This window comes from Streptomyces sp. NPDC034085 (assembly GCF_055575555.1).
Genome location: NZ_JBVISL010000002.1, coordinates 843,607 through 867,152, shown reverse-complemented (window position 1 = coordinate 867,152; position 23,546 = coordinate 843,607). Strand labels below are relative to the sequence as shown.

Here is a 23,546-nt window from a genome sequence, read left to right as displayed (position 1 = left end):
TCGGTCTCATTCGACAGGAACCCCATGAGCGACACTTCCTCCCCCTTCGGCTTCGAGCTCGTGCGGCGTGGTTACGACCGCGGTCAGGTGGACGACCGCATTACCAAGCTGGTCTCCGACCGCGACAGCGCCCTTGGACGTATCAACTCTCTGGAAAAGCGGATCGAGGAGCTGCACCTCGAGACGCAGAACGCCCAGGCCCAGGTGAGCGACGCGGAGCCGTCGTACGCCGGTCTCGGCGCCCGGGTCGAGAAGATCCTGCGGCTGGCCGAGGAGGAGGCGAAGGACCTGCGCGAGGAGGCCCGTCGCGCGGCCGAGCAGCACCGTGAGCTGGCCGAGTCCGCTGCCCAGCAGGTCCGCAACGACGCCGAGTCGTTCGCGGCCGACCGCAAGTCGAAGGCGGAGGACGAGGGCGTCCGCATCGTCGAGAAGGCCAAGGGCGACGCCGCCACCCTGCGCGCCGAGGCCCAGAAGGACGCGGCCTCCAAGCGCGAGGAGGCCGACGCCCTGTTCGAGGAGACCCGCGCCAAGGCCGCCCAGGCCGCCGCGGACTTCGAGACCAACCTGGCCAAGCGCCGCGAGCAGTCCGAGCGCGACCTGGCCTCGCGTCAGCAGAAGGCGGAGAAGCGCCTCGCCGAGATCGAGCACCGCGCCGAACAGCTGCGCCTGGAGGCCGAGAAGCTCCGTACGGACGCCGAGCGCCGCGCCCGCCAGACGGTGGAGACCGCGCAGCGTCAGGCCGAGGACATCGTCGCCGACGCCAACGCCAAGGCGGACCGCATCCGCAGCGAGTCCGAGCGCGAGCTGGCGGCGCTGACCAACCGCCGCGACTCCATCAACGCCCAGCTGACGAACGTCCGCGAGATGCTGGCGACGCTGACGGGCGCGGCCGTGGCGGCCGCCGGCTCCCCGATCGACGACGAGCCGGTGAGCCGGGGCGTCCCGGCGCAGCAGAGCCGCTAGTACGCCCACGCGTACGCCGCGGTCCGCGCACGGGCAGCGGATCCGGCACATCAGGGGCCGTACACCGCCTTCTTGAGGTGGCGTACGGCCCCTGGCCGTTCTAGCGTGGCCGCATGATCGAGCTCGAGGGCCTCACGAAACGATTCGGCGCGAAGACCGCAGTGGACCATCTCGACTTCCGGGTCAGACCGGGGATGGTGACCGGCTTCCTCGGCCCCAACGGGGCGGGCAAGTCGACGACCATGCGCATGATGCTCGACCTCGACAGGCCCACCAGCGGGACGGTCCGCATCAACGGGAAGCACTACCGGGAGATGCCGGAACCGCTGAAGCACATCGGGGCGCTGCTCGACGCGAAGGCGATGCACGGCGGGAGAAGCGCCTACAACAACCTTCTCTGCCTGGCCCAGTCGAACCGGATCCCGCGGCGGCGGGTGGACGAAGTGCTGGATCTGGTCGGCCTGACGGCGGTGGCGGGGAAGAAGTCGAAAGGATTTTCGCTCGGAATGGGCCAGCGGCTGGGAATCGCCGCCGCGCTGCTGGGTGATCCGGAGATCCTGATGTTCGACGAACCGGTCAATGGTCTGGACCCGGAGGGAATTCTCTGGATCCGCAATCTCATGAAGGGCCTGGCCTCGGAAGGAAGAACGATCTTCGTGTCCTCCCACTTGATGAGCGAAATGGCCCTGACCGCGGACCATTTGATCGTCATCGGACGGGGAAAGCTCCTCGCCGACTTGTCGATGGCCGATTTCATCCAACAGAACTCCCGCAGTTACGTACGGCTGCGCTCACCGCAGCAGGAACGGCTCAAGGACGTGCTGCACGAGGCCGGGATCGACGCGATCAGCGTGCCCGCCACCGGCGTACTGGAGATCGACGGGGTCGGGCCCGAGCGGCTCGGCGAACTGGCCGCGCAGCACCGGATCGTGCTGCACGAACTCAGCCCGCAACGGGCGTCACTGGAGGAAGCGTTCATGCGCATGACGGCGGACTCAGTCGAGTACCACGCCCACGCGCCCGGCGCCCCCGTACCCGCGCCGGCGGGTCCCGCGTGGGGCACGGGCGTCGAGACCGGCCGCAAGGGCGGCGAGTGACCATGGCCTACGCCGCAGTCCTCCGGTCCGAGTGGACCAAGATCCGTACCGTCGCCTCCACCAGCTGGACCCTCGCCACCGCCCTGCTGGTCACCGTCGCCATCGGCGCCGGGCTGTGCGCGGTCGTCAACGCGACCTTCGACGACATGCCGGAGACGGCACGGGTCACCTTCGACGCCACGCAGATGAGCTTCTCCGGCATGCTCCTGGGCCAGCTGGCGGTGCTCGTCTTCGGCGCGATGGTGGTCGGCAGCGAGTACGGCACCGGCATGATCCGCACCTCCCTCGCGGCCGTGCCCCGCCGCGGCGCCCTGCTGCTGGGCAAGCTGACCGTGGCGACCGCCCTGGCCCTGGTGGTCGGCCTGGCCACCGGCTTCCTGTCCTTCTTCCTCGGCCAGGCCCTCCTCGGCGACCACGGCACCGGACTGGGCGGGGAGAACGTCCTGCGCGCGGTGACCGGCGTCGGCCTGTACCTGGCACTGCTCGCCGCGTTCGCCATCGGCGCGTCGATGATGCTGCGGAACTCGGCCGCCTCGATCTCGCTCCTGATCACGTTCGTCCTGATCCTGCCCATCGTCCTCAGCGTGGTCGACGCGACCCGCAAGATCGCCTCCTACCTGCCCAGCCAGGCCGGATCCGCGATCATGCAGACCGTGTCCGCCTCCGCGGACGGCCAGGACGTGCCCTACGGCCCGTGGGGCGGACTCGGGATCATGGCGCTGTGGTCGCTGGCCGCGGTGGCCGGCGGATACCTCACGCTGGTGAAGCGGGACGCCTGACAGGTCCGTCGTGAGACGGACGTCCCGCGTACTACGGGACATCCCCGGGTCGGATCTCAGGGGCAGCTCAGGGATCCGGCCCGGGAGGGAACCACGGGGGCCTCGATATCCTCTTAAGGCGTACGCGGGCGAGAGCCGTCCCGGCGGGCAAGGGGCAGAAGGATGATCGAGGCAGTCGGCCTGACCAAGCGCTTCGGCGCCAAGACCGCCGTCGACCGGTTGTCCTTCCAGGTCAAGCCGGGTCACGTCACGGGCTTCCTGGGGCCCAACGGCTCCGGCAAGTCCACCACCATGCGCATGATCCTCGGCCTGGACCGGCCCACCTCGGGCCGCGTCACCATCAACGGCCTCCCCTTCCGGGAGCTGCCGAACGCCCAGCGGCACGTCGGCGCCCTGCTCGACGCCAAGGCCGTGCACGGCGGCCGCAAGGCCCGTACGCACCTGCTGGCCATCGCCCAGCTCTCGGGGATCCCCGAGAAGCGGGTGGACGAGGTCCTCGGCGTGGTCGGCCTCAAGGACGCCGCCCGCCAGCGTGCGAAGGGCTTCTCGCTCGGCATGGGCCAGCGGCTCGGCATCGCGGCCGCCCTGCTCGGCGACCCGCAGGTGCTGCTCTTCGACGAGCCGGTCAACGGCCTCGACCCCGAGGGCATCCTCTGGGTCCGCAACCTCATGCGGCGGCTGGCCTCCGAGGGCCGCACCGTCTTCGTCTCCTCGCACCTGATGAGCGAGATGGCGCTGACCGCCGACCACCTGATCGTGATCGGCCGGGGCCGGCTGCTGGCCGACATGAGCACCCAGGACTTCATCACGCACAATTCGGCCGGATTCGCGCGGGTGCGCGCCGCCGGCGGGGACCCCGCGGGGCGCCGGACCCTGGGCGCCGCGCTGACGAAGGCCGGCGGCCGGGTCCTCCAGGAGCCGGACGGGGCGCTGCGCGTCACCGGGCTGGAGCTGCCCCGCGTCAGCGACGTCGCGCATGAGGCCGGCGTGCGGCTGTGGGAGCTGTCCCCGCACCGGGCCTCGCTGGAGGAGGCCTACATGCGGATGACCCAGTCGTCCGTCGAGTACACCTCCACCGAGGACCCCCGCGCCGAGCTGTGGGAGCCCGAGCCGCTGACCGTGCCGGAGTGGGAGGAGGCGGAGGAGGCTGCCGCCGTCCCCGCCGAGGCCGCCGCGAGTTTCTACGCCCCTCCGCCGCCCGGGTCCGGGAGGCCCTTCCTGATGCCGGGGAGCGCGGCGGACCTCGCCCGGGCCACCCCCGACGACAGCTCCGACACCGCGCCGGCCGACCTCGCGGGCGCGGCCACGACCATCCCCGAGGACCCCCGATGACCCCCACCCCCGCCGGCCCGCCCGCGGTGAGCGCGGAGCAGCCGGGGACGTACAGCTCGCCGCTGCCCACGCCGCGGCCGCACCTGGGCCACGCCGTGGCCTCGGAGTGGACCAAGCTGACCTCGGTGCGCTCCACCCTGTGGACGCTGGGCTCCCTCGTGGTCCTGGTCGTCGGCGTCGGCATGGTCGCCGTCCTGCAGACCTCGGCCCGCGACTACGAGAACATCCCCTTCACCGGTCCCGCCCTCTTCGGCCTGATGGCCGGCCAGGTGAGCGTGATCGTGCTCGGCGTGCTGACGATCTCCTCCGAGTACGGCACCGGCCTGATCCGCACCACCTTCACCGCCGCGCCCGAGCGGCTGCGCGTGCTCACCGCGAAGTACCTGGTGTTCGGCGCGGTCGCGTTCGCCGTCACGCTGTGCTCGGTGGCGTTCGTCGGCCTCTGGGCCGCCCTGCTGCACGGCGGGCCCGCCGCCGGGGCGCACGGCTCGCGCGAGTGGGCGGGCGCGCTGGCCGGCTCCCTGTACGTGACCCTGCTGGGCCTCCTCGCCCTCGCGGTCGGTGCGCTCGTACGGCACTCGGCGGGCGGGATCGCGGTCATGCTCGGCGTGGTGACCATGCCGCCGGTGCTCGGGGCGATACTGACCGCCTGGCCGGCCACCTCGGGTGTCGGCGGGCTGGTGCTGCGCTACAACGCCCCGGTGGGCCTGATCCAGCTCTTCGGGCTGCAGGGCGTCGACATGGAGGGGCAGGCAGCCCCCAGCGCGACGGCCCAGCTGCTGCTGCTGGTCGCGCTCACGGCGGGAGCGGTGGCCGCCTCGTACGCCGTGGTCCGCCGCCGCGACGTCTGACTTCCCACAGCCGCCTAGTAGCGGGGCGCGTTGCGGGACCGCTGCACCTTGGAGGTGCGGCGGTCCTTCGCGTTCCAGCAGGCCTTGTGCCAGTGCCGCCGGTCGTCCACTCCGCCGTACTCGGGCCACGCCACCACGTGCGGGGTACCCGAGGGGATCTCCTGGTCGCAGCCCGGGCAGCGGTAGCGCTTGCCCGCCGCGGCGGCCCCCGCGACCTGCCGGACCTTCCACTCTTCGCCCAGGTACTCCTCGGTGCGCTCCAGCCCGAACCGGTCGAAGCCGGCGCCGGGTCGTTCGTCCGGAGTCTCGCCGCCCCGGGGGCGGTTGTGGCGCGGTGACACGTATACCTCACGAAGGGGCGGGGGACGGTGACTTTCTCCCAGACTACGCGCAGCGAACCCGGGTACCCGCAGGGTGGCTGGTGGAGGCCCGCCTCCCGTGGGAACTGGCCCGACAATCTCAATAACTTTCCTGTCAGGCCGTGCCTTTGGCACGTGTCAGACGTTGTTGCCAGCAGACGTTGATGCCATCAACGAGTCGGTCCACCTGGGGGAGGCCGCGTCAGCCGCGAGGAGGCTAAGGGCGATGATGCGCGTAGGAGCGTTTGTACTGGCGGCCCAGTTCCCGGGCCAGGGGCAGGGGGAGGCGCTGCACCGGGCGGTGCGGACCGCCGAGGTGGCCGAGGAGGCGGGGCTGGACTCCGTCTGGCTCGCCGAGCACCACTTCGTCCCGTACGGGGTCTGCCCGTCGGCGGTGACCCTGGCGGCCCTGCTGCTCGGCCGGACCCGGCGGCTGCGCGTGGGCACGGCGGTCAGCGTGCTGCCGAACACGCATCCGGTGGCCCTCGGGGAGCAGGCGGCCCTGCTGCACGTCACCTCCGGCGGCCGGTTCACCCTCGGGGTGGGGCGCGGCGGGCCGTGGGTCGACCTGGAGGTGTTCGGGGCCGGGCTGGAGGCGTACGAGGAGGGCTTCCCCGAGGACCTGGACCTGCTCCGGCGCTGGCTGGCCGAGCCCCGGGTGGGGGCGGCCAGCGCGCGGCACGCCTTCCGGGAGGTGCCCGTCGTACCGAGCCCGGCCCACGCGCTGGACGGCGACGGGACAGGGCCGGAAGTGATCGTCGCCTGCACCTCCCCGGCGTCGGTGCGGCTGGCCGCGGAGCGCGGACTGCCGATGCTGCTGGGCATGCACTGCGGGGACGAGGAGAAGGCCGAGCAGGTCGCGCTGTGGCGGCGTACCGCGCTGGAGCACGGCCACCCGCCCGAGCTGGTGCGTGCGGCGGGGCACGTGTCGGCCGGGGTCTGCCAGCTGGCCGACCGCACGGCCGACGCCCGCGAGACCCTGCTGAAGGCGATGCCGGGCTGGTTCCGCCAGGGCCTGGACGCCCACGTGACGGTGGACGGCCGACGGCGCACGATGCGCGACCCGCACGCCTACACGGAACTGCTGTGCTCGCTGCACCCGGTGGGGAGCCCCGCAGTGGCCGCGGACAGGCTGGCGGCGACCGCGGAGCGGACGGGCATCACCCGCTTCGCCCTGCTGACGGAGGGCTCGGGCGACCTCGCCGCCACGGAGGACAACGTCAAACGCCTCGGCGCGGAGGTCCTTCCCCTGCTGGTGTGACCCCGGACGGGGCCTGGGGCTGCCGCTCCTGTGTCAGTCGCACCTCCCGCGACACGGAGCGGCAGCGCAGTACCGGTCCTGCTAGCAGTCCCGAAGTTCCGGGGACTGGTTGAGCAGCTGGCCGCGGATCGACGTGAACTTGGCCAGCCGGTCGTCCACCGAGGAATCCAGCGGGAACACCGCCAGCCGGTGACAGTTCTGGAATGCCAGGCGCACCCCGAAGTGCCGCTGCAGCGCACCGCGTATCGCGTCACTCGCGAGCGCGCGCAGCAGCTGCCCGCGCGCCTGCTCGTCCGGCGGCGGCGTCTGGTTGTCGGCGAACTCTCCGCCCTCAACCTCCAGCTGGGCCACCAACGAGCTGATCATCTCCCATGCGAAGGGCAGGGAGGTCCGGACGCAGTCGACGAAGGCGGCTTCGTCGACCTCGCCTCGCTCGGCCTGTTCGAGTAGGGCCGGTGAGACGTCGAGCGACATGGGTTCTCCTCTCGTGACCCCGGCAGTTTGGGCTGGCGGAGTCCTACGGGCAGGGAGGGAGGCGGCGACGCAGCGTGCACGCTCGACAACCTCCCGCTCACCACGGTAGGCGCCCACCGGGTGCCGCACCAGGAGAATGCGCATACAACGCGCCATCGGCGAACGGGGCTTTCAGGGGCGAATCGCGTGGAGGCCCGTCGGTCGAGTAGCGTTGCCGACCATGCGTCTCGTCATTGCCCGCTGCTCCGTCGACTACGCGGGCCGGCTCACCGCCCATCTGCCCTCGGCACCCCGTCTGATCCTCGTGAAGGCCGACGGCAGTGTCTCGATCCACGCGGACGACCGGGCGTACAAACCGCTCAACTGGATGTCGCCTCCGTGCACCCTCAAGGAGGGGAGCGGGGACGAGGCGAACGTCTGGACCGTGGTCAACAAGGCGGGCGAGAAGCTCATCATCACCATGGAGGAAGTCCTCCACGACTCCTCCCACGAGCTGGGCACCGACCCGGGCCTCATCAAGGACGGCGTCGAGGCGCACCTCCAGGAGCTGCTCGCCGACCGCATCGACACGCTGGGCGAGGGCTACACGCTGATCCGGCGCGAGTACATGACGGCGATCGGGCCGGTCGACATCCTGTGCCGGGACGCCTCCGGCGCGACGGTGGCGGTGGAGATCAAGCGGCGCGGGGAGATCGACGGCGTCGAGCAGCTGACCCGGTACCTGGAGCTGCTGAACCGCGACCCGCACCTGTCGCCGGTGCGGGGCGTGTTCGCGGCGCAGGAGATCAAGCCGCAGGCGCGGGTGCTGGCGCACGACCGGGGGATGGACTGCGTGGTCCTCGACTACGACGCCCTGCGCGGCATCGAGGACGACAAGCTCCGCCTGTTCTGATCCCTTCGAACGGCTCGTCGCCGCCCCGGTCCCCCGAACTCCGGCTCGGGGGACCGTTGTCGTACGCGTCCGCTGCGCGGGGCCTGCCCCTCCCCGCGGGGACGGCCGGCCGTGGGCGTCGGAGCGGCGTCAGATCGTCGTCGGGGACTGGGCCGCCGTCGGGGACTGGGCCTGCGACGAGGTCGTCGGGGTGGTCGGCACCGACGCGCTCGGCTCCGGGCTCGGCGAGGCCGGCGGTGACGTGACCGGGGGCTCCGGATCGGGTTCCGGCTTCGGGGTCGGCGGGGTCGGCTGCGGCGCCGGCGGGGTCGGGTGCGGCTGGTGCGGGCCCGGTGTGCGGGCCGGCGGGGGCGTCGGGTGGGTTGCGGTCCCACCCCCGCCCCCGCCCCGGGCCGGGTCGGCGGGAGCCGCCGGCGCGGCCGGATCGGGCGCCGGATCGTCTCCGCCGCTCCCCGGCACCTGCGGCGGGGCCACCGCCGGCGCGTCCGGGGTCGAGGACACGGCGGGCGCCGCCGGCTGCTCCGCCTCGTCCCCCGCGGTCAGCGCCAGGCCGACGACCGTGCCGAGCGCCACCACCGTCAGCGCCCCGGCGGCGGCCAGCAGCACCGTCTTGCGCCGCTGGGCCGGACCGGGCCCCGGACGGCCGGCCAGGGGCAGGGGCGCGGGCCCCGGAGCCGGCCGGAACGCGTCCGCGTACATCTGGGAGAGGGACGCCGGCGGCCCGGCCGCCGGCTTCCCGATCACCGGGGTCACCTGGGTGACGGCCTCCGACCCCCCGCGAGCCGGAGTCGGAGCCGCAGCCACAGCCGCAGCCGCGGCCGGCAGGGCCGGCGGGGGCTCCAGCCGCAGCGGCGGCGAGGTCTCCGCCCCCAGCGCCTCCCGGTCGGTGACGAGCGCCAGCGCCCGCCGCCCGGCGACGGTCCCCCGCTTGTCGGCGAGCGCCCCCCGCAGCCCGATCGAGGCCTCCAGCTCGGCCCGTGCCCGCTCCAGGCGCCCCTCGCACAGCGCGAGCACGCCCAGCTCGTGGTGGAAGTACGCCTGCTCGGCGACCTCCCCCGCCTTCCGCGCGGCCTCCGCACCCGAGCGCAGCACCCGCTCCCACGCCTCCCAGTACGGCGCCGCCGCGAGGGCCGGGGCGGCCGTGCGGGCCAGGAGTACGGCGGCCACCACGTCGGCGCCGGCCAGCGCGGCCAGCACCGCGTCCGCCTCCGCCGCGACCCGCTCCGGGGTCACCGAGGCGTGCCCGGTCCACCAGGCGTAGTGCCGGGCGGCGGTCCGGGCCTCCTCGGCGGCGCTCTCCCCGTACCCGGCCTCCTCCAGCTGCCGCGCGACCCCCTCCGCGAGCCGGTAGCGCGGCCCGACGGGGGTGATCAGCCCGCAGCCCAGCAGTTCCGCGACGGCGGCGTCGGCGTGCGTGTCCCCGACCAGCGCGGGCAGGTGGGCGTGGTGCGGGAGTTCCCCGCCGAGCGCGCAGGCGATGCGCAGGGCGGCCCGGGCCGACTCGCTCATGCGGGAGGCCAGCAGCTCGGCGGGGGCCGCGGCCTGCGCCAGGGTGGGCAGCGGCACGTGGGCCGGGTCGCGGGGGCGCTCCTCGAAGACCCCGGGCTCCTCGTCCTCGTCGTCGGCCGCGGTGCGGTTCAGCTCGTCGCGCTGGCGCAGCAGCGCGGCGGCCTGGACGAAGCGCAGCGGCAGGCCCTCGGAGGCGAACCGCAGGTCCTCCGCCCAGGCCGTCTCCTCGTCGGTCAGCGTCCTGCCGACACCGGCTTCGAGCAGCCGTACGCAGCCGGCCCGCCCGAGCCCGCCGAGGCGGACCTCCTCCAGGTGGGGGTCGTCGGACGCGGCCGCGGCGTCGGGGGTGGCGGCGAACAGGTAGGCGCATTCGGGGGTGGCGCGCAGCAGCTCGTCCAGGGCCGCGCCGCCCAGTTCCAGGTCGTCGAGGATGACGATCGCGCCGATCTCCGCCACCGACTCGAGGAGCCGCGTGCGGTCGGGGCGCTCGTCGCGGGTCTCGTACACGGTGGCGTAGAGGGTGTGGAGCAGCTCGGCGGGCTGCTGCTGACCGTGGCCGTTGAGCCGTACGACGCCGTCGGGCGCGAGGTCGGCGCAGGCGGCGGCGACCGCGTCGAGGAGGGCGGAGCGGCCGGATCCGGCGGGTCCGGTCAGCCGTACGGAGCGGCCGCGCCCCAGCAGCCGTACCAGCCGCTCCCGCTCCTCGGCGCGCTCCAGGAGCGGCAGGGCGGGAACGGGCGGCCCCGGCAGTGCGGGCGGACGCGCGGCGGCGGCACGGTCGGCCCGCGCGGCGGCGTCGCGCTTGGCGGGGCGGCGTGCCGCGTCCTCGCGGGCGCCGGGCCGCAGGGTCTCGATCTCGCTGCCGTCGACGGGGTTGACGGTGAGGGTGAACTCGCCGGTGGTCAGGGTCACCACGCGGGCCGGTGCCGGGGGCTGGGCCGCCGGCGCCCCGGCCGGGGACCGGCCCGCGGCCTGTTCGTCCTGGCCGGGCTGCCCCTGTGTACGGTCCATGACCAAGTCCCCCGATCGCGTCGCGCGCCGCCGCCGTCTTCGCCGTCTTCGTTGTGCCCGGCGCCCGCTCACGTCGTTGTCGCCACCGGTCCGGTTTCCGCCCGAACTTTAGATCGTGGCAGGTCCGGCCGGAACCGCAGGGGTGCCTTCACCACCGGACCGTTACGATTCCTGCCGATCCCCCGGCCGACCCTAATCCTTGCGGCCGGTCACGGCCACGGTCACACCGAGGCCGATCATCGCGAGCCCGCCGGCCCCGCCGACGAGGGAGAGCCTGGGCGGCGATCCGGCGAACCAGTCGCGGGTGGTGGCGGCGGCGAGTCCCCACGCGCTGTCGGACACGACGGCGATGAGGTTGAAGACCAGGCCGAGCAGGAGCATCTGGAGCACGACGTGCCCCCGCTCCCGGTCGGCGAACTGGGGCAGCACCGCGGCGAAGAAGACGAGGGTCTTGGGGTTGGCCACGCCGACCACGAAGCCCTCCCCCAGGGTCCGCAGGCCGCCGTGCGCCCGGGGGGCCGCCTCCGCGACGGCGGCATGCAGGGATCCGCGGCCGCGGAGGGCCTTGACGCCCAGGTACACGAGGTAGGCGGCGCCGGCCAGCTTCAGGGTGGTGAAGACGAGGACGGAGCGCTCGACGACGGTCCCGACGCCCAGGGCCACGGCCGCGACCAGTACGTAGCCTCCGAGGGTGTTCCCGGCCACGGTGGTCAGTGCGGCCCGGCGGCCCTGTGCGAGCGCCCGGCCGACGACGAAGAGCACGCTGGGGCCGGGGATCACGATCAGCAGGAAGGACATGGCCGCGAAGGCGAGCAGTCTGTCGGTGGACACCATGGGCCCATGTAAGCGGAGGGTGCACGGGGCCGCAGTCCCTTTTCGCCGGCCCCGCTCACACCCGGGGCAGGGTCTCCGCTTCCAGTCCGCCCTCGATCGCGAGGATGCGGTGCAGCCGGGTCGCGACGAGCAGCCGCTGCATCCGGTCGGGCACCCCGCGCAGGACCAGGCGCCGCCCGGTGCGGCCGGCCCGCCGGTGCGCGCCCATGATGACGCCGAGTCCCGTCGCGTCCCAGGAGTCGAGTCCGGTCAGGTCGAGCACGAGGTCGCCGTGGCCGTCGTCGAGGGCGGTGTGCAGGACCGTACGGGCGTCCGCCGCGCTGCGCACGTCGAGGCGGCCCCCGACAGCGAGTTCGGCGTGGTCGCCCCTGATGTGCATGTCTGCTCCCCGGCTTTACTGCGTACGTGTGGTCCGATTGGTCCGTGGTCGGCAACTCTCACTGCAACTGACTGCCGCGCGGGCGGTGAAGTTGCCGACCGTGAGCGAACCGATACCTAATTCACCCCGTAGGGTGCGGGGATTCGAACGGTCGTGCTCAGTGCTTGTAGAACCCCTGGCCGCTCTTGCGGCCGATGTCGCCGGCGTCGACCATGCGGCGCATCAGCTCCGGCGGCGCGAACTTCTCGTCCTGGCACTCGGTGTAGATGTTGCTGGTGGCGTGCAGCAGGATGTCGACGCCGGTCAGGTCGGCGGTGGCCAGCGGGCCCATGGCGTGGCCGAAGCCCAGCTTGCAGGCGGTGTCGATGTCCTCGGCGGTGGCCACGCCCGATTCGTACAGCTTCGCGGCTTCCACGACCAGCGCGGAGATCAGGCGCGTGGTGACGAAGCCGGCGACGTCGCGGTTGACGACGATGCAGGTCTTGCCGACGGACTCGGCGAAGGCGCGGGTGGTGGCGAGGGTTTCGTCGCTCGTCTTGTAACCGCGGACCAGCTCGCAGAGCTGCATCATCGGGACGGGCGAGAAGAAGTGGGCGCCGACGACGCGCTCGGGGTGCTCCGTCACGGCCGCGATCTTGGTGATCGGGATGGCGGAGGTGTTGGAGGCCAGGACGGCGTCCTCGCGCACGATCTTGTCGAGGGCGCGGAAGATCTCGTGCTTGACCTCGAGCTTCTCGAAGACGGCCTCGACGACGATGTCCACGTCGGCGACCGCGTCGAGGTCGGTGGTCGTGGTGATCCGGGCCAGGGCCGCCTCGGCGTCCTCGGCGGTCATCCTGCCCTTGGAGACGAACTTGTCGTACGAGGCCTTGATGCCGTCGGTGCCCCGGGTCAGCGCGGCGTCCGTGACGTCCCGCAGGACGACGTCCCAACCCGCCTGAGCGGAGACCTGAGCGATCCCGGAACCCATCAGTCCCGCGCCGATGACGGCGAGCTTCCCAGCCACTGCACACCCCTCGTTGTTCTCAGTACGACCCGGCCTCGTAGCCTCTCCGGCGGAGACTAGCGTCGTTGAGCGGCCGAGTGACCGCGAAGTAACACGCGTCACGTCTCAGATGACGGACATCACACCGGTACGGCCCACCAGGCGTGCGCAGCCTCACAGTTCACCCGCCGCCGGCCTCCCGTGGCGCTCCGCGGACTGCCGGGAAGCGGGCGGCTCCGCCCGGAACTCCCGGGGCGGGCCCGTCTACGCTGGCGGCATGGTGAACCTGACGCGCATCTACACCCGTACCGGCGACAAGGGCACGACCGCCCTGGGCGACATGAGCCGTACGCAGAAGACGGACCTGCGGATCTCCGCGTACGCGGACGCCAACGAGGCCAACGCCGCCATCGGGACGGCGATCGCGCTGGGCGCGCTGCCGGAGGAGGTCGTGAAGGTCCTGGTCCGCGTGCAGAACGACCTCTTCGACGTCGGAGCGGACCTGTGCACCCCGGTCGTCGCGGATCCCGAGTACCCGCCGCTGCGTGTGGAGCAGTTCTACGTGGACCGGCTGGAGGCGGACTGCGACGTCTTCAACGAGCGGCTGGAGAAGCTCCGCAGCTTCATCCTCCCGGGCGGCACCCCCGGCGCGGCCCTGCTGCACCAGGCCTGCACGGTGGTCCGCCGGGCGGAGCGCTCCACGTGGGCGGCGCTGGAGGTGCACGGCGAGGTGATGAACCCGCTGACGGCCACCTACCTGAACCGTCTCTCGGACCTCCTGTTCATCCTGGCCAGGACGGCCAACAAGGAGGTCGGCGACGTGCTCTGGGTGCCGGGCGGGGAGCGCTAGCGGACCCCTCTAGCGCCCGCTGCCGGCGGGTTCGGCGTCCTTGCCCGCCGGGGCCTTGCGCGGCCAGATCGAGTAGGTCGCGGCGATCAGGGCGTGGATGCCGAGCACCCGCAGGGCGGCGGACTGCCACGCCTGGAGCCCGCTGGTGTCGGCGGCAACGCCGACGTACCAGATGCCGGCCTGGAGCAGTCCGATCGCCACCAGGACGCCGGCCAGGGTCCGGGCCCACAGCTTCCACTCGTGGACCGCGCGGGCCTTGCCGTACCCGGCTCCGGGCGGCTTCGGGCCGCCGGCGAACCGGTGGGCGGCGTGCCGGTCGAGCCACTTCACGGTGTAGTGCCCGTAGCCGGCGGTGTAGCCGATGTAGAACGCCGCGAGGCCGTGCCTCCAGCCGGGCTCGCCGCCGTTCTTCAGGTCGACGAACGACACGACCAGCAGCACCAGCTCCAGCAGCGGCTCGCACAGCAGCACGGCGGCTCCCAGCCTGGGCATCCCGGCGAGGTAGCGCAGCGCCAGGCCGCCCGCCAGCAGAACCCAGAAGCCGACCTCGCAGGTGATGATCAGCCCGACGAGCATGACCCCTCCCCCTTTCCTCGCGCGGATTGCCTCCAGCCTTCCGGCCGCGGCGCCCCGCCGCGTCGTCTGCGGTGACGAGAGCGGGCTGCATCCTTCGATGTAGCGCCGTGTCCGCCCCCGTGGCGACGCCGCGCCGCCGCCGAGCGTGTTGGATGGGGGCGTGCTCCCGAAGATCCCCCGCCCGCACCGCGACGACGTCCTGCTCGCCGTGACCAGCGTGCTCGCCGGCCTGCTGCTGTGGGCGCTCGGCGTGCACAGCACGCCCGGCCGGCACGTGCTGCCCGACTGGGCGGTGCTGGTCCCGCTGCTGGTGCTCGGCTCCCTGGAGCTGCTGCGCCGCTCCATGCCGAACGTCACCCTGTCCGTCGGCACCGCCGCCGTGGTCGCGGACCAGTTCACCCTGGGCAGCATCGCCTCCGTCATCATCTTCACCGACCTGATGTACGCGGCCGTGGTCTACGGCAAGCCCGCGATGGCCCGGCGGCTGCCGGTCAGCACCGGTCTGATCACCGTGGCCGTCACCATCGGGTCCCTGGTGTGGCTGCGCACCCCGCAGGCCCTGCTCATCGGCGTGATCACCGGCATCGTGAGCTTCGGCCCGGCCCTGACCGGCGCCACCCTGCGCAACCACCGGGAGGCCGCCGAGGCCGCCCGGCTGCGCGCCGAGCAGACGGCGCTGCTGGCCGAGATGGACCGTACGCAGGCGGTGGCCGCCGAGCGCGCCCGGATGGCGCGGGAGCTGCACGACATGGTGGCCAACCACCTGTCGGCGATCGCCATCCACTCCACCGCCGCGCTGTCCATCGACGCGCCCGCCACCAGCCGCGAGGCGCTCGGGGTGATCCGGGAGAACAGCGTGCAGGGGCTGGCGGAGATGCGGCGGCTGATCGGGCTGCTGCGCGCTGCCGGGGCGGAGCAGGAAGCCGTCGCGGTGCCCTCCCTGGACGGCCTGGACGCCCTGCTGGGGCAGGCCCGCGCCAATGGTTCGGCGAGCGGGCTGGACTTCGTCCTGGCGGACGAGAGGGCTCCGGGGCCGCCGCTGCCGGCGCCGGTGGAGCTGGCGGCGTACCGGATCGTGCAGGAGTCGCTGACCAACGCCCTCAAGCACGCGGCCCCGGGCACGGTCCGGGTCCGGGTGGGGCACGGCGGCGGGCAGCTGCGGGTGGCGGTGGACTCCCCGTACGGGGAGCGGCCGGGCCCGCGCGCCCCGGGTTCCGGGGCGGGGCTGATCGGCATGCGGGAGCGCACGGAGCTGCTGGGCGGGACGTTCGCGGCGGGCGCGTCGGGCGCGGTGTGGCAGGTGCGGGCGGCTCTGCCCGCCGAGGAGAGGGCGGTGCGGTCGTGACCTTCAGGGTCGTCGTGGCGGAGGACCAGCGGGCGGTGCGGGCCGGCCTGGTTCTGATCCTGCGCAGTGCGGGTGACATCGAGGTGGTGGGCGAGGCCGCCGACGGCGAGGAGGCGGTACGGCTCGCGGAGGAGCTGCGGCCGGATCTCGTCCTCATGGACGTGCAGATGCCACGCCTGGACGGGGTGTCGGCGACCCGCCAGGTGGTGGAGCGGGGGCTCGCCGACGTGCTGGTGCTGACCACCTTCGACCTCGACGAGTACGTCTTCGGGGCGCTGCGGGCGGGGGCAGCGGGGTTCCTGCTGAAGGACGCGGAGGCCTCGGAGCTGATCGCGGCGGTGCGGACGGTGGGGCGCGGGGAGGGGTTGATCGCCCCGGCGGTGACCCGCCGTCTGATCGCCGAGTTCGCGGCTCCGAAGGCCGTGCGCGCCGCCCCGGTGCGGCCGGAGGCGGCCGCGGCGGTGGAGTCGCTGACGCGGCGCGAGCGGGAGGTGCTGGGGGCACTGGGCGAGGGGCTGTCGAACGCGGAGATCGCCGTACGGCTGGAGATGGCGGAGGCCACGGCGAAGACCCACGTCAGCAGGTTGCTGGGGAAGCTGGAGCTGCGCAGCCGGGTGCAAGCGGCCGTGCTGGCCCAGGAGTTGGGGATCCGGTCGGGCGGCGGAGGTGAGGTCTGGACCTCTTGACGCTTGGTCCAGACCTTTCTAGTCTCACGGCATCACTGTGGTGAGCGTGCCATGACAAAAGATCGCGCGAGGCGTGCTCACGGGCGGCGCAGGTCCCACCCCCATGTGCCAGGTCGGCCCCACGACCGGCACGGACCTACGGAGGAGCACCCTTGAGCACAGCACCCCCACGACGCAACCGTCTGTTCCGAAGGCTGGCCGCCACCGTGGCGGCCCTCGCCCTGCCCGTCGCCGGCCTCGTCGGCCTGGCCGGCCCGGCGCAGGCCGCCGCCTCGGCGACCGCGACCTTCACCAAGGTCTCCGACTGGGGTTCCGGCTTCGAGGGCAAGTGGACGGTGAAGAACACCGGCACCACCACCCTCAGCAGCTGGACCGTGGAGTGGGACTACCCGGCCGGCACCCGGGTCACCTCGGCCTGGGACGCCACCGTCACCAGCTCGGGCAACCACTGGACGGCCAAGAACGTCGGCTGGAACGGCACCCTCTCCCCCGGCGCCACCGTCAGCTTCGGCTTCAACGGAACCGGCTCCGGCGCCCCGGCCGGCTGCAAGGTCAACGGCGGATCCTGCGAGGGCGGCACCACCCCCGCCGACAACCCGCCCTCGGCCCCCGGCACCCCCACCGCGACCGGCGTCACCGAGAACGCGCTGACCCTGTCCTGGGCGGCGGCCACCGACGACAAGGGCGTCAAGAACTACGACGTCTACCGCAACGGCAGCAGGCTCACCACCGTCACCGGCACGACCTTCGCCGACAGCGGCCTGACCAAGGGCACCGCGTACACCTACGCGGTCACCGCCCGCGACACCGCCGACCAGACCGGCCCTTCCTCCGGCGAGCTGTCGGTGACCACCCCGGGCGGCACCACCGAGCCCCCGGACCCGGGCCCGGGCTCCAAGGTCAAGCTCGGCTACTTCACCGACTGGGGCGTCTACCAGCGCAACTACCACGTGAAGAACCTGGTGACCTCCGGCTCCGCGGCCAAGATCACCCACATCAACTACGCCTTCGGCAACGTGCAGAACGGCAAGTGCACCATCGGCGACGCCTACGCCGACTACGACAAGGCCTACACCGCCGACCAGAGCGTCGACGGGGTCGCCGACACCTGGGACCAGCCCCTGCGCGGCAACTTCAACCAGCTGCGCAAGCTGAAGGCCAAGTACCCCCACATCAAGATCCTCTACTCCTTCGGCGGCTGGACCTGGTCCGGCGGCTTCGGCCAGGCCGCGGCCAACCCCGCCGCCTTCGCCCAGTCCTGCCACGACCTGGTCGAGGACCCGCGCTGGGCGGACGTCTTCGACGGCATCGACATCGACTGGGAGTACCCGAACGCCTGCGGGCTGTCCTGCGACACCAGCGGGGCCGCCGCCTTCAAGAACCTGATGTCGGCCCTGCGCGCCAAGTTCGGCGGGTCCGCCCTGGTCACCGCGGCGATCTCGGCCGACGGCTCCAACGGCGGCAAGCTCGACCTCGCCGACTACGCGGGCGCCGCCCCGTACGTCGACTTCTACAACGTCATGACGTACGACTTCTTCGGCGCGTGGGACGCCAAGGGCCCGACCGCCCCGCACTCCCCGCTGACCTCCTACGCCGGCATCCCGATCGCCGGCTTCAACTCCGAGGCCGCCATCACCAAGCTCAAGGGCAAGGGCATCCCCGGATCCAAGCTCAACCTCGGCATCGGCTTCTACGGCCGCGGCTGGACCGGCGTCACCCAGGACGCACCCGGCGGCACCGCCACCGGACCGGCCCCCGGCGCCTACGAGCAGGGCATCGAGGACTACAAGGTGCTCAAGAGCAGCTGCCCGGCCACCGGCACCGTCGCCGGCACGGCCTACGCCAGGTGCGGCAGCAACTGGTGGAGCTACGACACCCCCGCCACCATCGCCGGCAAGATGACCTGGCTGAAGAACCAGGGCCTCAGGGGCGCCTTCTTCTGGGAGTTCAGCGGCGACACCGCGAACGGCGAACTGGCCGACGCCATCCACACCGGGCTGCGGTGACCGCGCGCGACCGGTCACAGACCTCCCGGTGAACACGGAAGCCGGGGAGGCGGGTCCGTCCCCCGCCTCCCCGGCTTCTCCCGTGCGCGACGCCCGGGGTCAGGCCACGTTCGCCCCCCCCGGACTTCGTCCGGGGGGGACGCCCGTCCAACGGGGTGAGGAATTTCAGGCGACATTCACCCTCCCCCAGACTTCGTCCGGGGGGACCCCCATCCAACGGGGTAAGGAATCTCAGGCGACATTCACCCGTTGGCCGGGCGGCGCGGCCTCCAGCCACGCCAGGAACCCGGTCAGCGCGTCCTCGCTCATCGCCAGCTCCAGGCGGGTCCCCCGGTGGGAACAGCCGAGCACGACGGCGTCGGACAGCAGGGCCAGCTCCTCCTCACCCTCGGGCGCGCGGCGCGCGAGGACCTCGATGGAGGAGCGCTCCAGCAGCCGGCGCGGCCGCGGGGAGTACGAGAACACCCGGAACCACTCGATCCGGTCACCGCTGTAGCGGGCGACCCCGTACACCCAGCCCTTGCCGGAGACGTCGGGCTCCTCGGCCACGCCCCAGCGCAGGCTGCAGTCGAAGGTCCCGCCGGACCGCTGGATGAGTCTGCGGCGCAGCCCGAACACGAAAAGGCCGATCACCACCAAGGCTACGACCAGGCCGCTCACAAGCAGAGCGAGGAGCATCTTCACCGACCTCCTCGCTCATCGAAGTACCGCACACGACCGTGCCCATCCCCGGACGGGTCCGAGGGCGGACCTACATCGCCTCAGCCGCGACCCGGTCCGGAAAATTCCGGACCCGACCGCGGCTGAGGTATCAAACTATTCGGTACGGGGCTCAGTGCCCCGCCACCGCGCGCAGCCGGACATCGGCGCGACGTTCGGCGGCCGCGTCGGCCTCCGACTTCGCGCGCTCCAGTGCCCGCTCCGCCCGCTGGACGTCGATCTCGTCCGCGAGCTCGGCGATCTCGGCCAGCAGGGACAGCTTGTTGTCCGCGAACGAGATGAATCCGCCGTGCACCGCGGCGACGACAGTGCCGCCCTCGCTGGTACGGATGGTCACCGGGCCCGATTCCAGCACACCGAGAAGCGGCTGGTGACCGGGCATGACGCCGATGTCGCCGGACGTGGTGCGGGCGACGACCAGGGTGGCCTCGCCGGACCATACATTGCGGTCCGCCGCGACCAGCTCGACGTGCAGCTCAGCAGCCAAGGTGGCTCCTCGGGTCACCACCCGGCGGGTCAGCCGGGTGTTGGGTCAAATTCTAATGGGCGTACGGAGAGGGACGGGACGCACCCGCCCCTCTCCGTCTAAAACGACGAACCGGGAGCGCTCCTCGCGGAGCGCTCCGGATCAGGAGACGCCCAGCTCCTTGGCGTTGGCCTTCAGGTCCTCGATGCCACCGCACATGAAGAACGCCTGCTCGGGGAAGTGGTCGTAGTCACCGTCGCAGATCGCGTTGAACGCGGTGATCGACTCGTCGAGCGGAACGTCCGAACCGTCCACACCGGTGAACTGCTTCGCCACGTGGGTGTTCTGCGACAGGAAGCGCTCGACGCGACGGGCACGGTGGACGACGAGCTTGTCCTCCTCGCCCAGCTCGTCGATACCGAGGATCGCGATGATGTCCTGGAGGTCCTTGTACTTCTGCAGGATCCCCTTGACGCGCATCGCGGCCGCGTAGTGGTCCGCCGCGATGTAGCGGGGGTCCAGGATGCGGGACGTGGAGTCCAGCGGGTCGACGGCCGGGTAGATGCCCTTCTCGGAGATCGGACGGGAGAGAACCGTCGTCGCGTCGAGGTGGGCGAAGGTGGTCGCCGGCGCCGGGTCGGTCAGGTCGTCCGCGGGGACGTAGATCGCCTGCATCGAGGTGATCGAGTGACCGCGGGTCGAGGTGATGCGCTCCTGGAGGAGACCCATCTCGTCGGCCAGGTTCGGCTGGTAGCCCACCGCGGAGGGCATGCGGCCGAGCAGGGTCGACACCTCGGAACCGGCCTGGGTGTACCGGAAGATGTTGTCGATGAAGAAGAGCACGTCCTGCTTCTGCACATCGCGGAAGTACTCCGCCATGGTCAGACCGGCCAGGGCGACGCGCAGACGGGTGCCCGGGGGCTCGTCCATCTGGCCGAAGACGAGCGCCGTCTTGTCGATGACGCCGGAGTCGCCCATCTCCTCGATGAGGTCGTTGCCCTCACGGGTACGCTCACCGACACCCGCGAACACCGACACACCGTCGTGGTTGTTGGCGACGCGGTAGATCATTTCCTGGATCAGAACGGTCTTGCCGACACCGGCACCACCGAACAGACCGATCTTTCCACCCTTGACGTACGGGGTGAGGAGGTCGATGACCTTGACGCCGGTCTCGAACATCTCGGTCTTCGACTCGAGCTCGTCGAAGCTCGGGGCCTTGCGGTGGATCGGCCAGCGCTCGGTCACCTCGGCGTTGGCCTCGGGGTAGTTGAGCACCTCACCCAGGGTGTTGAACACCTTGCCCTTGGTGAAGTCGCCGACGGGGACGGTGATGCCCTCGCCCGTGTCGGTCACCGGGGCCTGGCGGACCAGGCCGTCGGTGGGCTGCATCGAGATGGTGCGGACCATGCCGTCACCCAGGTGCTGGGCGACTTCCAGGGTCAGCGTCTTGAGCGCGCCGTCCTCGGCCGGGTCGGCGACCTGGACCTTCAGCGCGTTGTAGATGTCGGGCATCGCGTCGACGGGGAACTCCACGTCGACGACCGGGCCGATGACCCGGGCGACGCGGCCCGTGGCGGCGGCCGTCTCAACAGAGGTCGTCATTACTTGTCACTCCCCGCGGTCGCGTCGGCCATGGCGCTGGCGCCACCGACGATCTCGCTGATTTCCTGGGTGATTTCGGCCTGGCGGGCCGCGTTGGCAAGCCGGGAGAGGCTCTTGATGAGGTCCCCGGCGTTGTCGGTGGCCGACTTCATCGCGCGGCGGCGGGCGGCGTGCTCGGAAGCGGCCGACTGCAGCAGCGCGTTGTAGATCCGGCTCTCGACGTAGCGCGGCAGAAGGGCGTCGAGGACGTCCTCAGCCGACGGCTCGAACTCGAACAGCGGAAGGATCTCGCCCTTCGCACCGTCCTCCTCCGCAGCCTGGTCGAGGCTGAGCGGCAGCATCCGGCCGTCGACCGCGTTCTGCGTCATCATCGACACGAATTCCGTGTAGACGATGTGCAGCTCGTCGACGCCGCCCTCGGCCGTGTCCAGCTGGATGGCCTCGATCAGCGGCGCCGCGACGCGCTTGGCGTCGGCGTAGGCCGGGCTGTCGGTGAAGCCGGTCCACGAGTCCGTGACCTTGCGCTCACGGAAGCCGTAGTAGGCGACACCCTTGCGGCCGACGATGTAGCTGTCGACCTCCTTGCCCTCAGCGCGCAGCCGCTCGGTGAGCCGGTCGGCCTGCTTGATGGCGTTCGAGGAGTAGCCGCCGGCCAGACCGCGGTCGCTCGTGATGAGCACGATCGCGGCGCGGGTCGGCGCCTCGACCTCGGTGGTCAGGGCGTGCTTGGTGTTCGAACCGGTCGCCACCGCGGTCACCGCACGGGTGAGCTCGGTCGCGTACGGCATCGACGCCGCCACCTTGCGCTGCGCCTTGACGATGCGCGAGGCGGCGATCATCTCCATCGCCTTGGTGATCTTCTTGGTCGCCGTGATGGCACGGATGCGACGCTTGTAGACCCGGAGCTGCGCTCCCATGAGTCAGGTCCCTTCCGTCGTCACTTGGAGACGTTGACGGCCGGAACGTCCTCGCCCAGGAGCTTTCCGTCCGAGGTCTCGAACTGGCGCTTGAAGGCGGCGATCGCGTCGGCGATCGAGCCCAGCGTGTCGTCCGACATCTTGCCGCCGTCGGCGATGGAGGTCAGGAGGTCCTTGCGCTCGCGGCGCAGGTGCTCCAGCAGCTCCGACTCGAAGCGGCGGATGTCCTCGACCGGGACGTCGTCCATCTTGCCGGTGGTGCCGGCCCAGACGGAGACGACCTGCTCCTCGACGGGCATCGGCTGGTACTGGCCCTGCTTGAGCAGCTCGACCATGCGCTTGCCGCGCTCCAGCGAAGCCTTCGACGCGGCGTCCAGGTCGGAACCGAAGGCGGCGAACGCCTCCAGCTCGCGGTACTGGGCGAGGTCCACGCGCAGACGGCCGGAAACCTGCTTCATGGCCTTGTGCTGGGCGGAGCCACCGACGCGGGAGACCGAGATACCGACGTTCAGCGCCGGGCGCTGGCCCGCGTTGAACAGGTCGGACTCCAGGAAGCACTGGCCGTCGGTGATGGAGATGACGTTGGTCGGGATGAACGCCGAGACGTCGTTGGCCTTGGTCTCGACGATCGGCAGACCGGTCATCGAGCCGGCACCCATGTCGTCGGAGAGCTTCGCGCAGCGCTCCAGCAGGCGGGAGTGCAGGTAGAAGACGTCACCCGGGTAGGCCTCGCGGCCCGGCGGGCGGCGCAGCAGCAGCGACACGGCGCGGTAGGCGTCGGCCTGCTTCGACAGGTCGTCGAAGATGATCAGGACGTGCTTGCCGGCGTACATCCAGTGCTGGCCGATGGCGGAACCGGTGTACGGCGCCAGGTACTTGAAGCCGGCCGGGTCGGACGCCGGGGCGGCGACGATCGTCGTGTACTCGAGCGCGCCGGCCTCTTCCAGGGCGCCGCGAACGGACGCGATGGTCGAGCCCTTCTGGCCGATGGCGACGTAGATGCAGCGGACCTGCTTGTTCACGTCGCCCGAGCGCCAGTTGTCGCGCTGGTTGATGATCGTGTCGACGGCCAGAGCGGTCTTGCCGGTCTGACGGTCACCGATGATCAGCTGACGCTGGCCGCGGCCGATCGGCACCATCGCGTCGACGGCCTTGTAGCCGGTCTGCATGGGCTCGTGCACCGACTTGCGGACCATGACGCCCGGGGCCTGCAGCTCGAGGGCGCGGCGGCCTTCGGTCGCGATCTCGCCGAGGCCGTCGATCGGGTTGCCGAGCGGGTCGACAACGCGGCCGAGGTAGCCCTCGCCGACGCCTACGGAGAGGACCTCACCGGTGCGCTGCACCGGCTGACCCTCCTCGATACCGCTGAACTCGCCGAGGACGATCGCACCGATCTCGCGCTCCTCGAGGTTGAGGGCGAGACCGAGGGTGCCGTCCTCGAACTTCAGCAGCTCGTTCGCCATGGCGGAGGGCAGACCCTCCACCTTCGCGATGCCGTCGCCGGCAACGCTGACCGTTCCGACCTCCTCGCGCGAGGCCGCGTCCGGCTGGTACGACTGGACAAAAGTCTCCAGTGCGTCCCGGATCTCCTCCGGCCGGATCGTGAGCTCCGCCATCTGGGTTCCCTGCTCTCCTTGTTGGGCCTGAAG

General features: G+C 71.8%; 23 protein-coding genes. 11 read left to right on the top strand and 12 right to left on the bottom strand.

The window, feature by feature from the left end; all coding sequences use genetic code 11:
* Positions 1-24 precede the first annotated feature (24 nt).
* The 5 genes from ACZ501_RS09400 (at position 25) to ACZ501_RS09380 (ending at position 5,022) form a co-directional block, all read left to right on the top strand.
* The gene (locus tag ACZ501_RS09400) at positions 25-963 is read left to right on the top strand and encodes a coiled-coil domain-containing protein (RefSeq protein ID WP_361598958.1); all 939 of its coding nucleotides are present in this window, start codon (positions 25-27) and stop codon (positions 961-963) included.
* Positions 964-1,076: 113 nt separating this feature from the next.
* On the top strand, positions 1,077-2,060 hold the full coding sequence (locus ACZ501_RS09395; RefSeq protein WP_468793604.1) for an ABC transporter ATP-binding protein: 984 nt from the start codon (positions 1,077-1,079) through the stop codon (positions 2,058-2,060).
* A gap of 2 nt (positions 2,061-2,062) precedes the next feature.
* On the top strand, positions 2,063-2,839 hold the full coding sequence (locus tag ACZ501_RS09390) for an ABC transporter permease (RefSeq protein ID WP_361598952.1): 777 nt from the start codon (positions 2,063-2,065) through the stop codon (positions 2,837-2,839).
* 162 nt (positions 2,840-3,001) lie between these two features.
* Positions 3,002-4,171 (top strand): ABC transporter ATP-binding protein, encoded by a 1,170-nt coding sequence (locus ACZ501_RS09385; protein ID WP_361598949.1) that lies wholly within the window; start codon positions 3,002-3,004, stop codon positions 4,169-4,171.
* Positions 4,168-5,022, top strand: coding sequence for an ABC transporter permease (locus tag ACZ501_RS09380; protein ID WP_361598946.1), 855 nt, complete (start codon positions 4,168-4,170; stop codon positions 5,020-5,022). The genes ACZ501_RS09385 and ACZ501_RS09380 overlap by 4 nt, the downstream gene beginning before the upstream one ends.
* Before the next feature lie 14 nt (positions 5,023-5,036).
* On the opposite strand, the gene ACZ501_RS09375 is transcribed toward ACZ501_RS09380, so the two are convergent.
* Positions 5,037-5,363 (bottom strand): ATP/GTP-binding protein, encoded by a 327-nt coding sequence (locus ACZ501_RS09375; protein ID WP_361598943.1) that lies wholly within the window; start codon positions 5,361-5,363, stop codon positions 5,037-5,039.
* Between the two features lie 247 nt (positions 5,364-5,610).
* On the opposite strand from ACZ501_RS09375, the gene ACZ501_RS09370 reads away from it, so the two are divergent.
* On the top strand, positions 5,611-6,642 hold the full coding sequence (locus ACZ501_RS09370) for an LLM class flavin-dependent oxidoreductase (protein ID WP_468793843.1): 1,032 nt from the start codon (positions 5,611-5,613) through the stop codon (positions 6,640-6,642).
* Between the two features lie 81 nt (positions 6,643-6,723).
* Here ACZ501_RS09370 and ACZ501_RS09365 read toward each other — a convergent pair whose 3' ends face one another.
* Positions 6,724-7,116 carry an SCO5389 family protein gene (locus ACZ501_RS09365; protein WP_361598940.1) on the bottom strand — a complete coding sequence of 131 codons (393 nt, stop codon included), beginning with the start codon at positions 7,114-7,116 and terminating at the stop codon, positions 6,724-6,726.
* A 220-nt stretch (positions 7,117-7,336) separates the two neighbouring features.
* Between ACZ501_RS09365 and nucS the strand changes: the two genes are divergently transcribed.
* On the top strand, positions 7,337-8,008 hold the full coding sequence (gene nucS, locus ACZ501_RS09360; RefSeq protein WP_361598937.1) for an endonuclease NucS: 672 nt from the start codon (positions 7,337-7,339) through the stop codon (positions 8,006-8,008).
* Between the two features lie 129 nt (positions 8,009-8,137).
* Here the strand turns inward: nucS and ACZ501_RS09355 are convergent, their stop codons facing one another.
* The 4 genes from ACZ501_RS09355 to ACZ501_RS09340 form a co-directional block, all read right to left on the bottom strand.
* The gene (locus tag ACZ501_RS09355) at positions 8,138-10,528 is read right to left on the bottom strand and encodes an ATP-binding protein (RefSeq protein ID WP_468793601.1); all 2,391 of its coding nucleotides are present in this window, start codon (positions 10,526-10,528) and stop codon (positions 8,138-8,140) included.
* Between the two features lie 192 nt (positions 10,529-10,720).
* The gene (locus tag ACZ501_RS09350) at positions 10,721-11,362 is read right to left on the bottom strand and encodes a LysE family translocator (protein ID WP_468793598.1); all 642 of its coding nucleotides are present in this window, start codon (positions 11,360-11,362) and stop codon (positions 10,721-10,723) included.
* Between the two features lie 55 nt (positions 11,363-11,417).
* Positions 11,418-11,741: an STAS domain-containing protein gene (locus ACZ501_RS09345; RefSeq protein ID WP_267032613.1), complete on the bottom strand. Its 324-nt coding sequence runs from the start codon at positions 11,739-11,741 to the stop codon at positions 11,418-11,420.
* A 157-nt stretch (positions 11,742-11,898) separates the two neighbouring features.
* On the bottom strand, positions 11,899-12,747 hold the full coding sequence (locus ACZ501_RS09340; protein WP_361598927.1) for a 3-hydroxyacyl-CoA dehydrogenase family protein: 849 nt from the start codon (positions 12,745-12,747) through the stop codon (positions 11,899-11,901).
* Positions 12,748-13,003: 256 nt separating this feature from the next.
* Between ACZ501_RS09340 and ACZ501_RS09335 the strand changes: the two genes are divergently transcribed.
* The gene (locus ACZ501_RS09335) at positions 13,004-13,576 is read left to right on the top strand and encodes a cob(I)yrinic acid a,c-diamide adenosyltransferase (RefSeq protein ID WP_468793595.1); all 573 of its coding nucleotides are present in this window, start codon (positions 13,004-13,006) and stop codon (positions 13,574-13,576) included.
* A 9-nt stretch (positions 13,577-13,585) separates the two neighbouring features.
* On the opposite strand, the gene ACZ501_RS09330 is transcribed toward ACZ501_RS09335, so the two are convergent.
* Positions 13,586-14,152 carry a hypothetical protein gene (locus ACZ501_RS09330; protein ID WP_468793592.1) on the bottom strand — a complete coding sequence of 189 codons (567 nt, stop codon included), beginning with the start codon at positions 14,150-14,152 and terminating at the stop codon, positions 13,586-13,588.
* 148 nt (positions 14,153-14,300) lie between these two features.
* Between ACZ501_RS09330 and ACZ501_RS09325 the strand changes: the two genes are divergently transcribed.
* The 3 genes from ACZ501_RS09325 (at position 14,301) to ACZ501_RS09315 (ending at position 18,189) form a co-directional block, all read left to right on the top strand.
* Positions 14,301-15,497 (top strand): sensor histidine kinase, encoded by a 1,197-nt coding sequence (locus ACZ501_RS09325; RefSeq protein WP_468793840.1) that lies wholly within the window; start codon positions 14,301-14,303, stop codon positions 15,495-15,497.
* The gene (locus ACZ501_RS09320) at positions 15,494-16,183 is read left to right on the top strand and encodes a response regulator (protein WP_468793589.1); all 690 of its coding nucleotides are present in this window, start codon (positions 15,494-15,496) and stop codon (positions 16,181-16,183) included. The genes ACZ501_RS09325 and ACZ501_RS09320 overlap by 4 nt, the downstream gene beginning before the upstream one ends.
* Before the next feature lie 152 nt (positions 16,184-16,335).
* Entirely contained in the window at positions 16,336-18,189 is a 1,854-nt protein-coding gene (locus tag ACZ501_RS09315; protein WP_468793586.1) for a glycosyl hydrolase family 18 protein, read from the top strand.
* 231 nt (positions 18,190-18,420) lie between these two features.
* On the opposite strand, the gene ACZ501_RS09310 is transcribed toward ACZ501_RS09315, so the two are convergent.
* The 5 genes from ACZ501_RS09310 to atpA form a co-directional block, all read right to left on the bottom strand.
* Positions 18,421-18,867, bottom strand: a complete 447-nt coding sequence (locus tag ACZ501_RS09310) for a DUF2550 domain-containing protein (RefSeq protein ID WP_361598912.1) — start codon at positions 18,865-18,867, stop codon at positions 18,421-18,423.
* Positions 18,868-19,021: 154 nt separating this feature from the next.
* Positions 19,022-19,396 carry a F0F1 ATP synthase subunit epsilon gene (locus tag ACZ501_RS09305; RefSeq protein WP_007266595.1) on the bottom strand — a complete coding sequence of 125 codons (375 nt, stop codon included), beginning with the start codon at positions 19,394-19,396 and terminating at the stop codon, positions 19,022-19,024.
* 141 nt (positions 19,397-19,537) lie between these two features.
* Positions 19,538-20,980: a F0F1 ATP synthase subunit beta gene (atpD, locus tag ACZ501_RS09300; protein ID WP_361598909.1), complete on the bottom strand. Its 1,443-nt coding sequence runs from the start codon at positions 20,978-20,980 to the stop codon at positions 19,538-19,540.
* A complete protein-coding gene (locus ACZ501_RS09295) occupies positions 20,980-21,897 on the bottom strand; it encodes a F0F1 ATP synthase subunit gamma (protein ID WP_361598906.1) in 918 nt (305 codons plus the stop codon). The genes atpD and ACZ501_RS09295 overlap by 1 nt, the downstream gene beginning before the upstream one ends.
* Positions 21,898-21,917: 20 nt before the next feature.
* Complete coding sequence (gene atpA, locus ACZ501_RS09290; protein WP_079429789.1) at positions 21,918-23,513, bottom strand: F0F1 ATP synthase subunit alpha; 1,596 nt, start codon at positions 23,511-23,513, stop codon at positions 21,918-21,920.
* Between the last annotated feature and the right edge of the window lie 33 nt (positions 23,514-23,546).

Bases quoted from the DNA above. Each gene is read 5' to 3' on its own strand.
- ACZ501_RS09355 (WP_468793601.1), bottom strand. From the start codon at position 10,528: ATGGACCGTACACAGGGGCAGCCCGGCCAGGACGAACAGGCCGCGGGC.
- ACZ501_RS09310 (WP_361598912.1), bottom strand. From the start codon at position 18,867: ATGCTCCTCGCTCTGCTTGTGAGCGGCCTGGTCGTAGCCTTGGTGGTG.
- ACZ501_RS09295 (WP_361598906.1), bottom strand. From the start codon at position 21,897: ATGGGAGCGCAGCTCCGGGTCTACAAGCGTCGCATCCGTGCCATCACG.
- ACZ501_RS09365 (WP_361598940.1), bottom strand. From the start codon at position 7,116: ATGTCGCTCGACGTCTCACCGGCCCTACTCGAACAGGCCGAGCGAGGC.
- atpD (WP_361598909.1), bottom strand. From the start codon at position 20,980: ATGACGACCTCTGTTGAGACGGCCGCCGCCACGGGCCGCGTCGCCCGG.
- ACZ501_RS09395 (WP_468793604.1), top strand. From the start codon at position 1,077: ATGATCGAGCTCGAGGGCCTCACGAAACGATTCGGCGCGAAGACCGCA.
- ACZ501_RS09400 (WP_361598958.1), top strand. From the start codon at position 25: ATGAGCGACACTTCCTCCCCCTTCGGCTTCGAGCTCGTGCGGCGTGGT.
- ACZ501_RS09335 (WP_468793595.1), top strand. From the start codon at position 13,004: ATGGTGAACCTGACGCGCATCTACACCCGTACCGGCGACAAGGGCACG.
- atpA (WP_079429789.1), bottom strand. From the start codon at position 23,513: ATGGCGGAGCTCACGATCCGGCCGGAGGAGATCCGGGACGCACTGGAG.
- ACZ501_RS09390 (WP_361598952.1), top strand. From the start codon at position 2,063: ATGGCCTACGCCGCAGTCCTCCGGTCCGAGTGGACCAAGATCCGTACC.
- nucS (WP_361598937.1), top strand. From the start codon at position 7,337: ATGCGTCTCGTCATTGCCCGCTGCTCCGTCGACTACGCGGGCCGGCTC.
- ACZ501_RS09385 (WP_361598949.1), top strand. From the start codon at position 3,002: ATGATCGAGGCAGTCGGCCTGACCAAGCGCTTCGGCGCCAAGACCGCC.
- ACZ501_RS09370 (WP_468793843.1), top strand. From the start codon at position 5,611: ATGCGCGTAGGAGCGTTTGTACTGGCGGCCCAGTTCCCGGGCCAGGGG.
- ACZ501_RS09380 (WP_361598946.1), top strand. From the start codon at position 4,168: ATGACCCCCACCCCCGCCGGCCCGCCCGCGGTGAGCGCGGAGCAGCCG.
- ACZ501_RS09350 (WP_468793598.1), bottom strand. From the start codon at position 11,362: ATGGTGTCCACCGACAGACTGCTCGCCTTCGCGGCCATGTCCTTCCTG.
- ACZ501_RS09330 (WP_468793592.1), bottom strand. From the start codon at position 14,152: ATGCTCGTCGGGCTGATCATCACCTGCGAGGTCGGCTTCTGGGTTCTG.
- ACZ501_RS09345 (WP_267032613.1), bottom strand. From the start codon at position 11,741: ATGCACATCAGGGGCGACCACGCCGAACTCGCTGTCGGGGGCCGCCTC.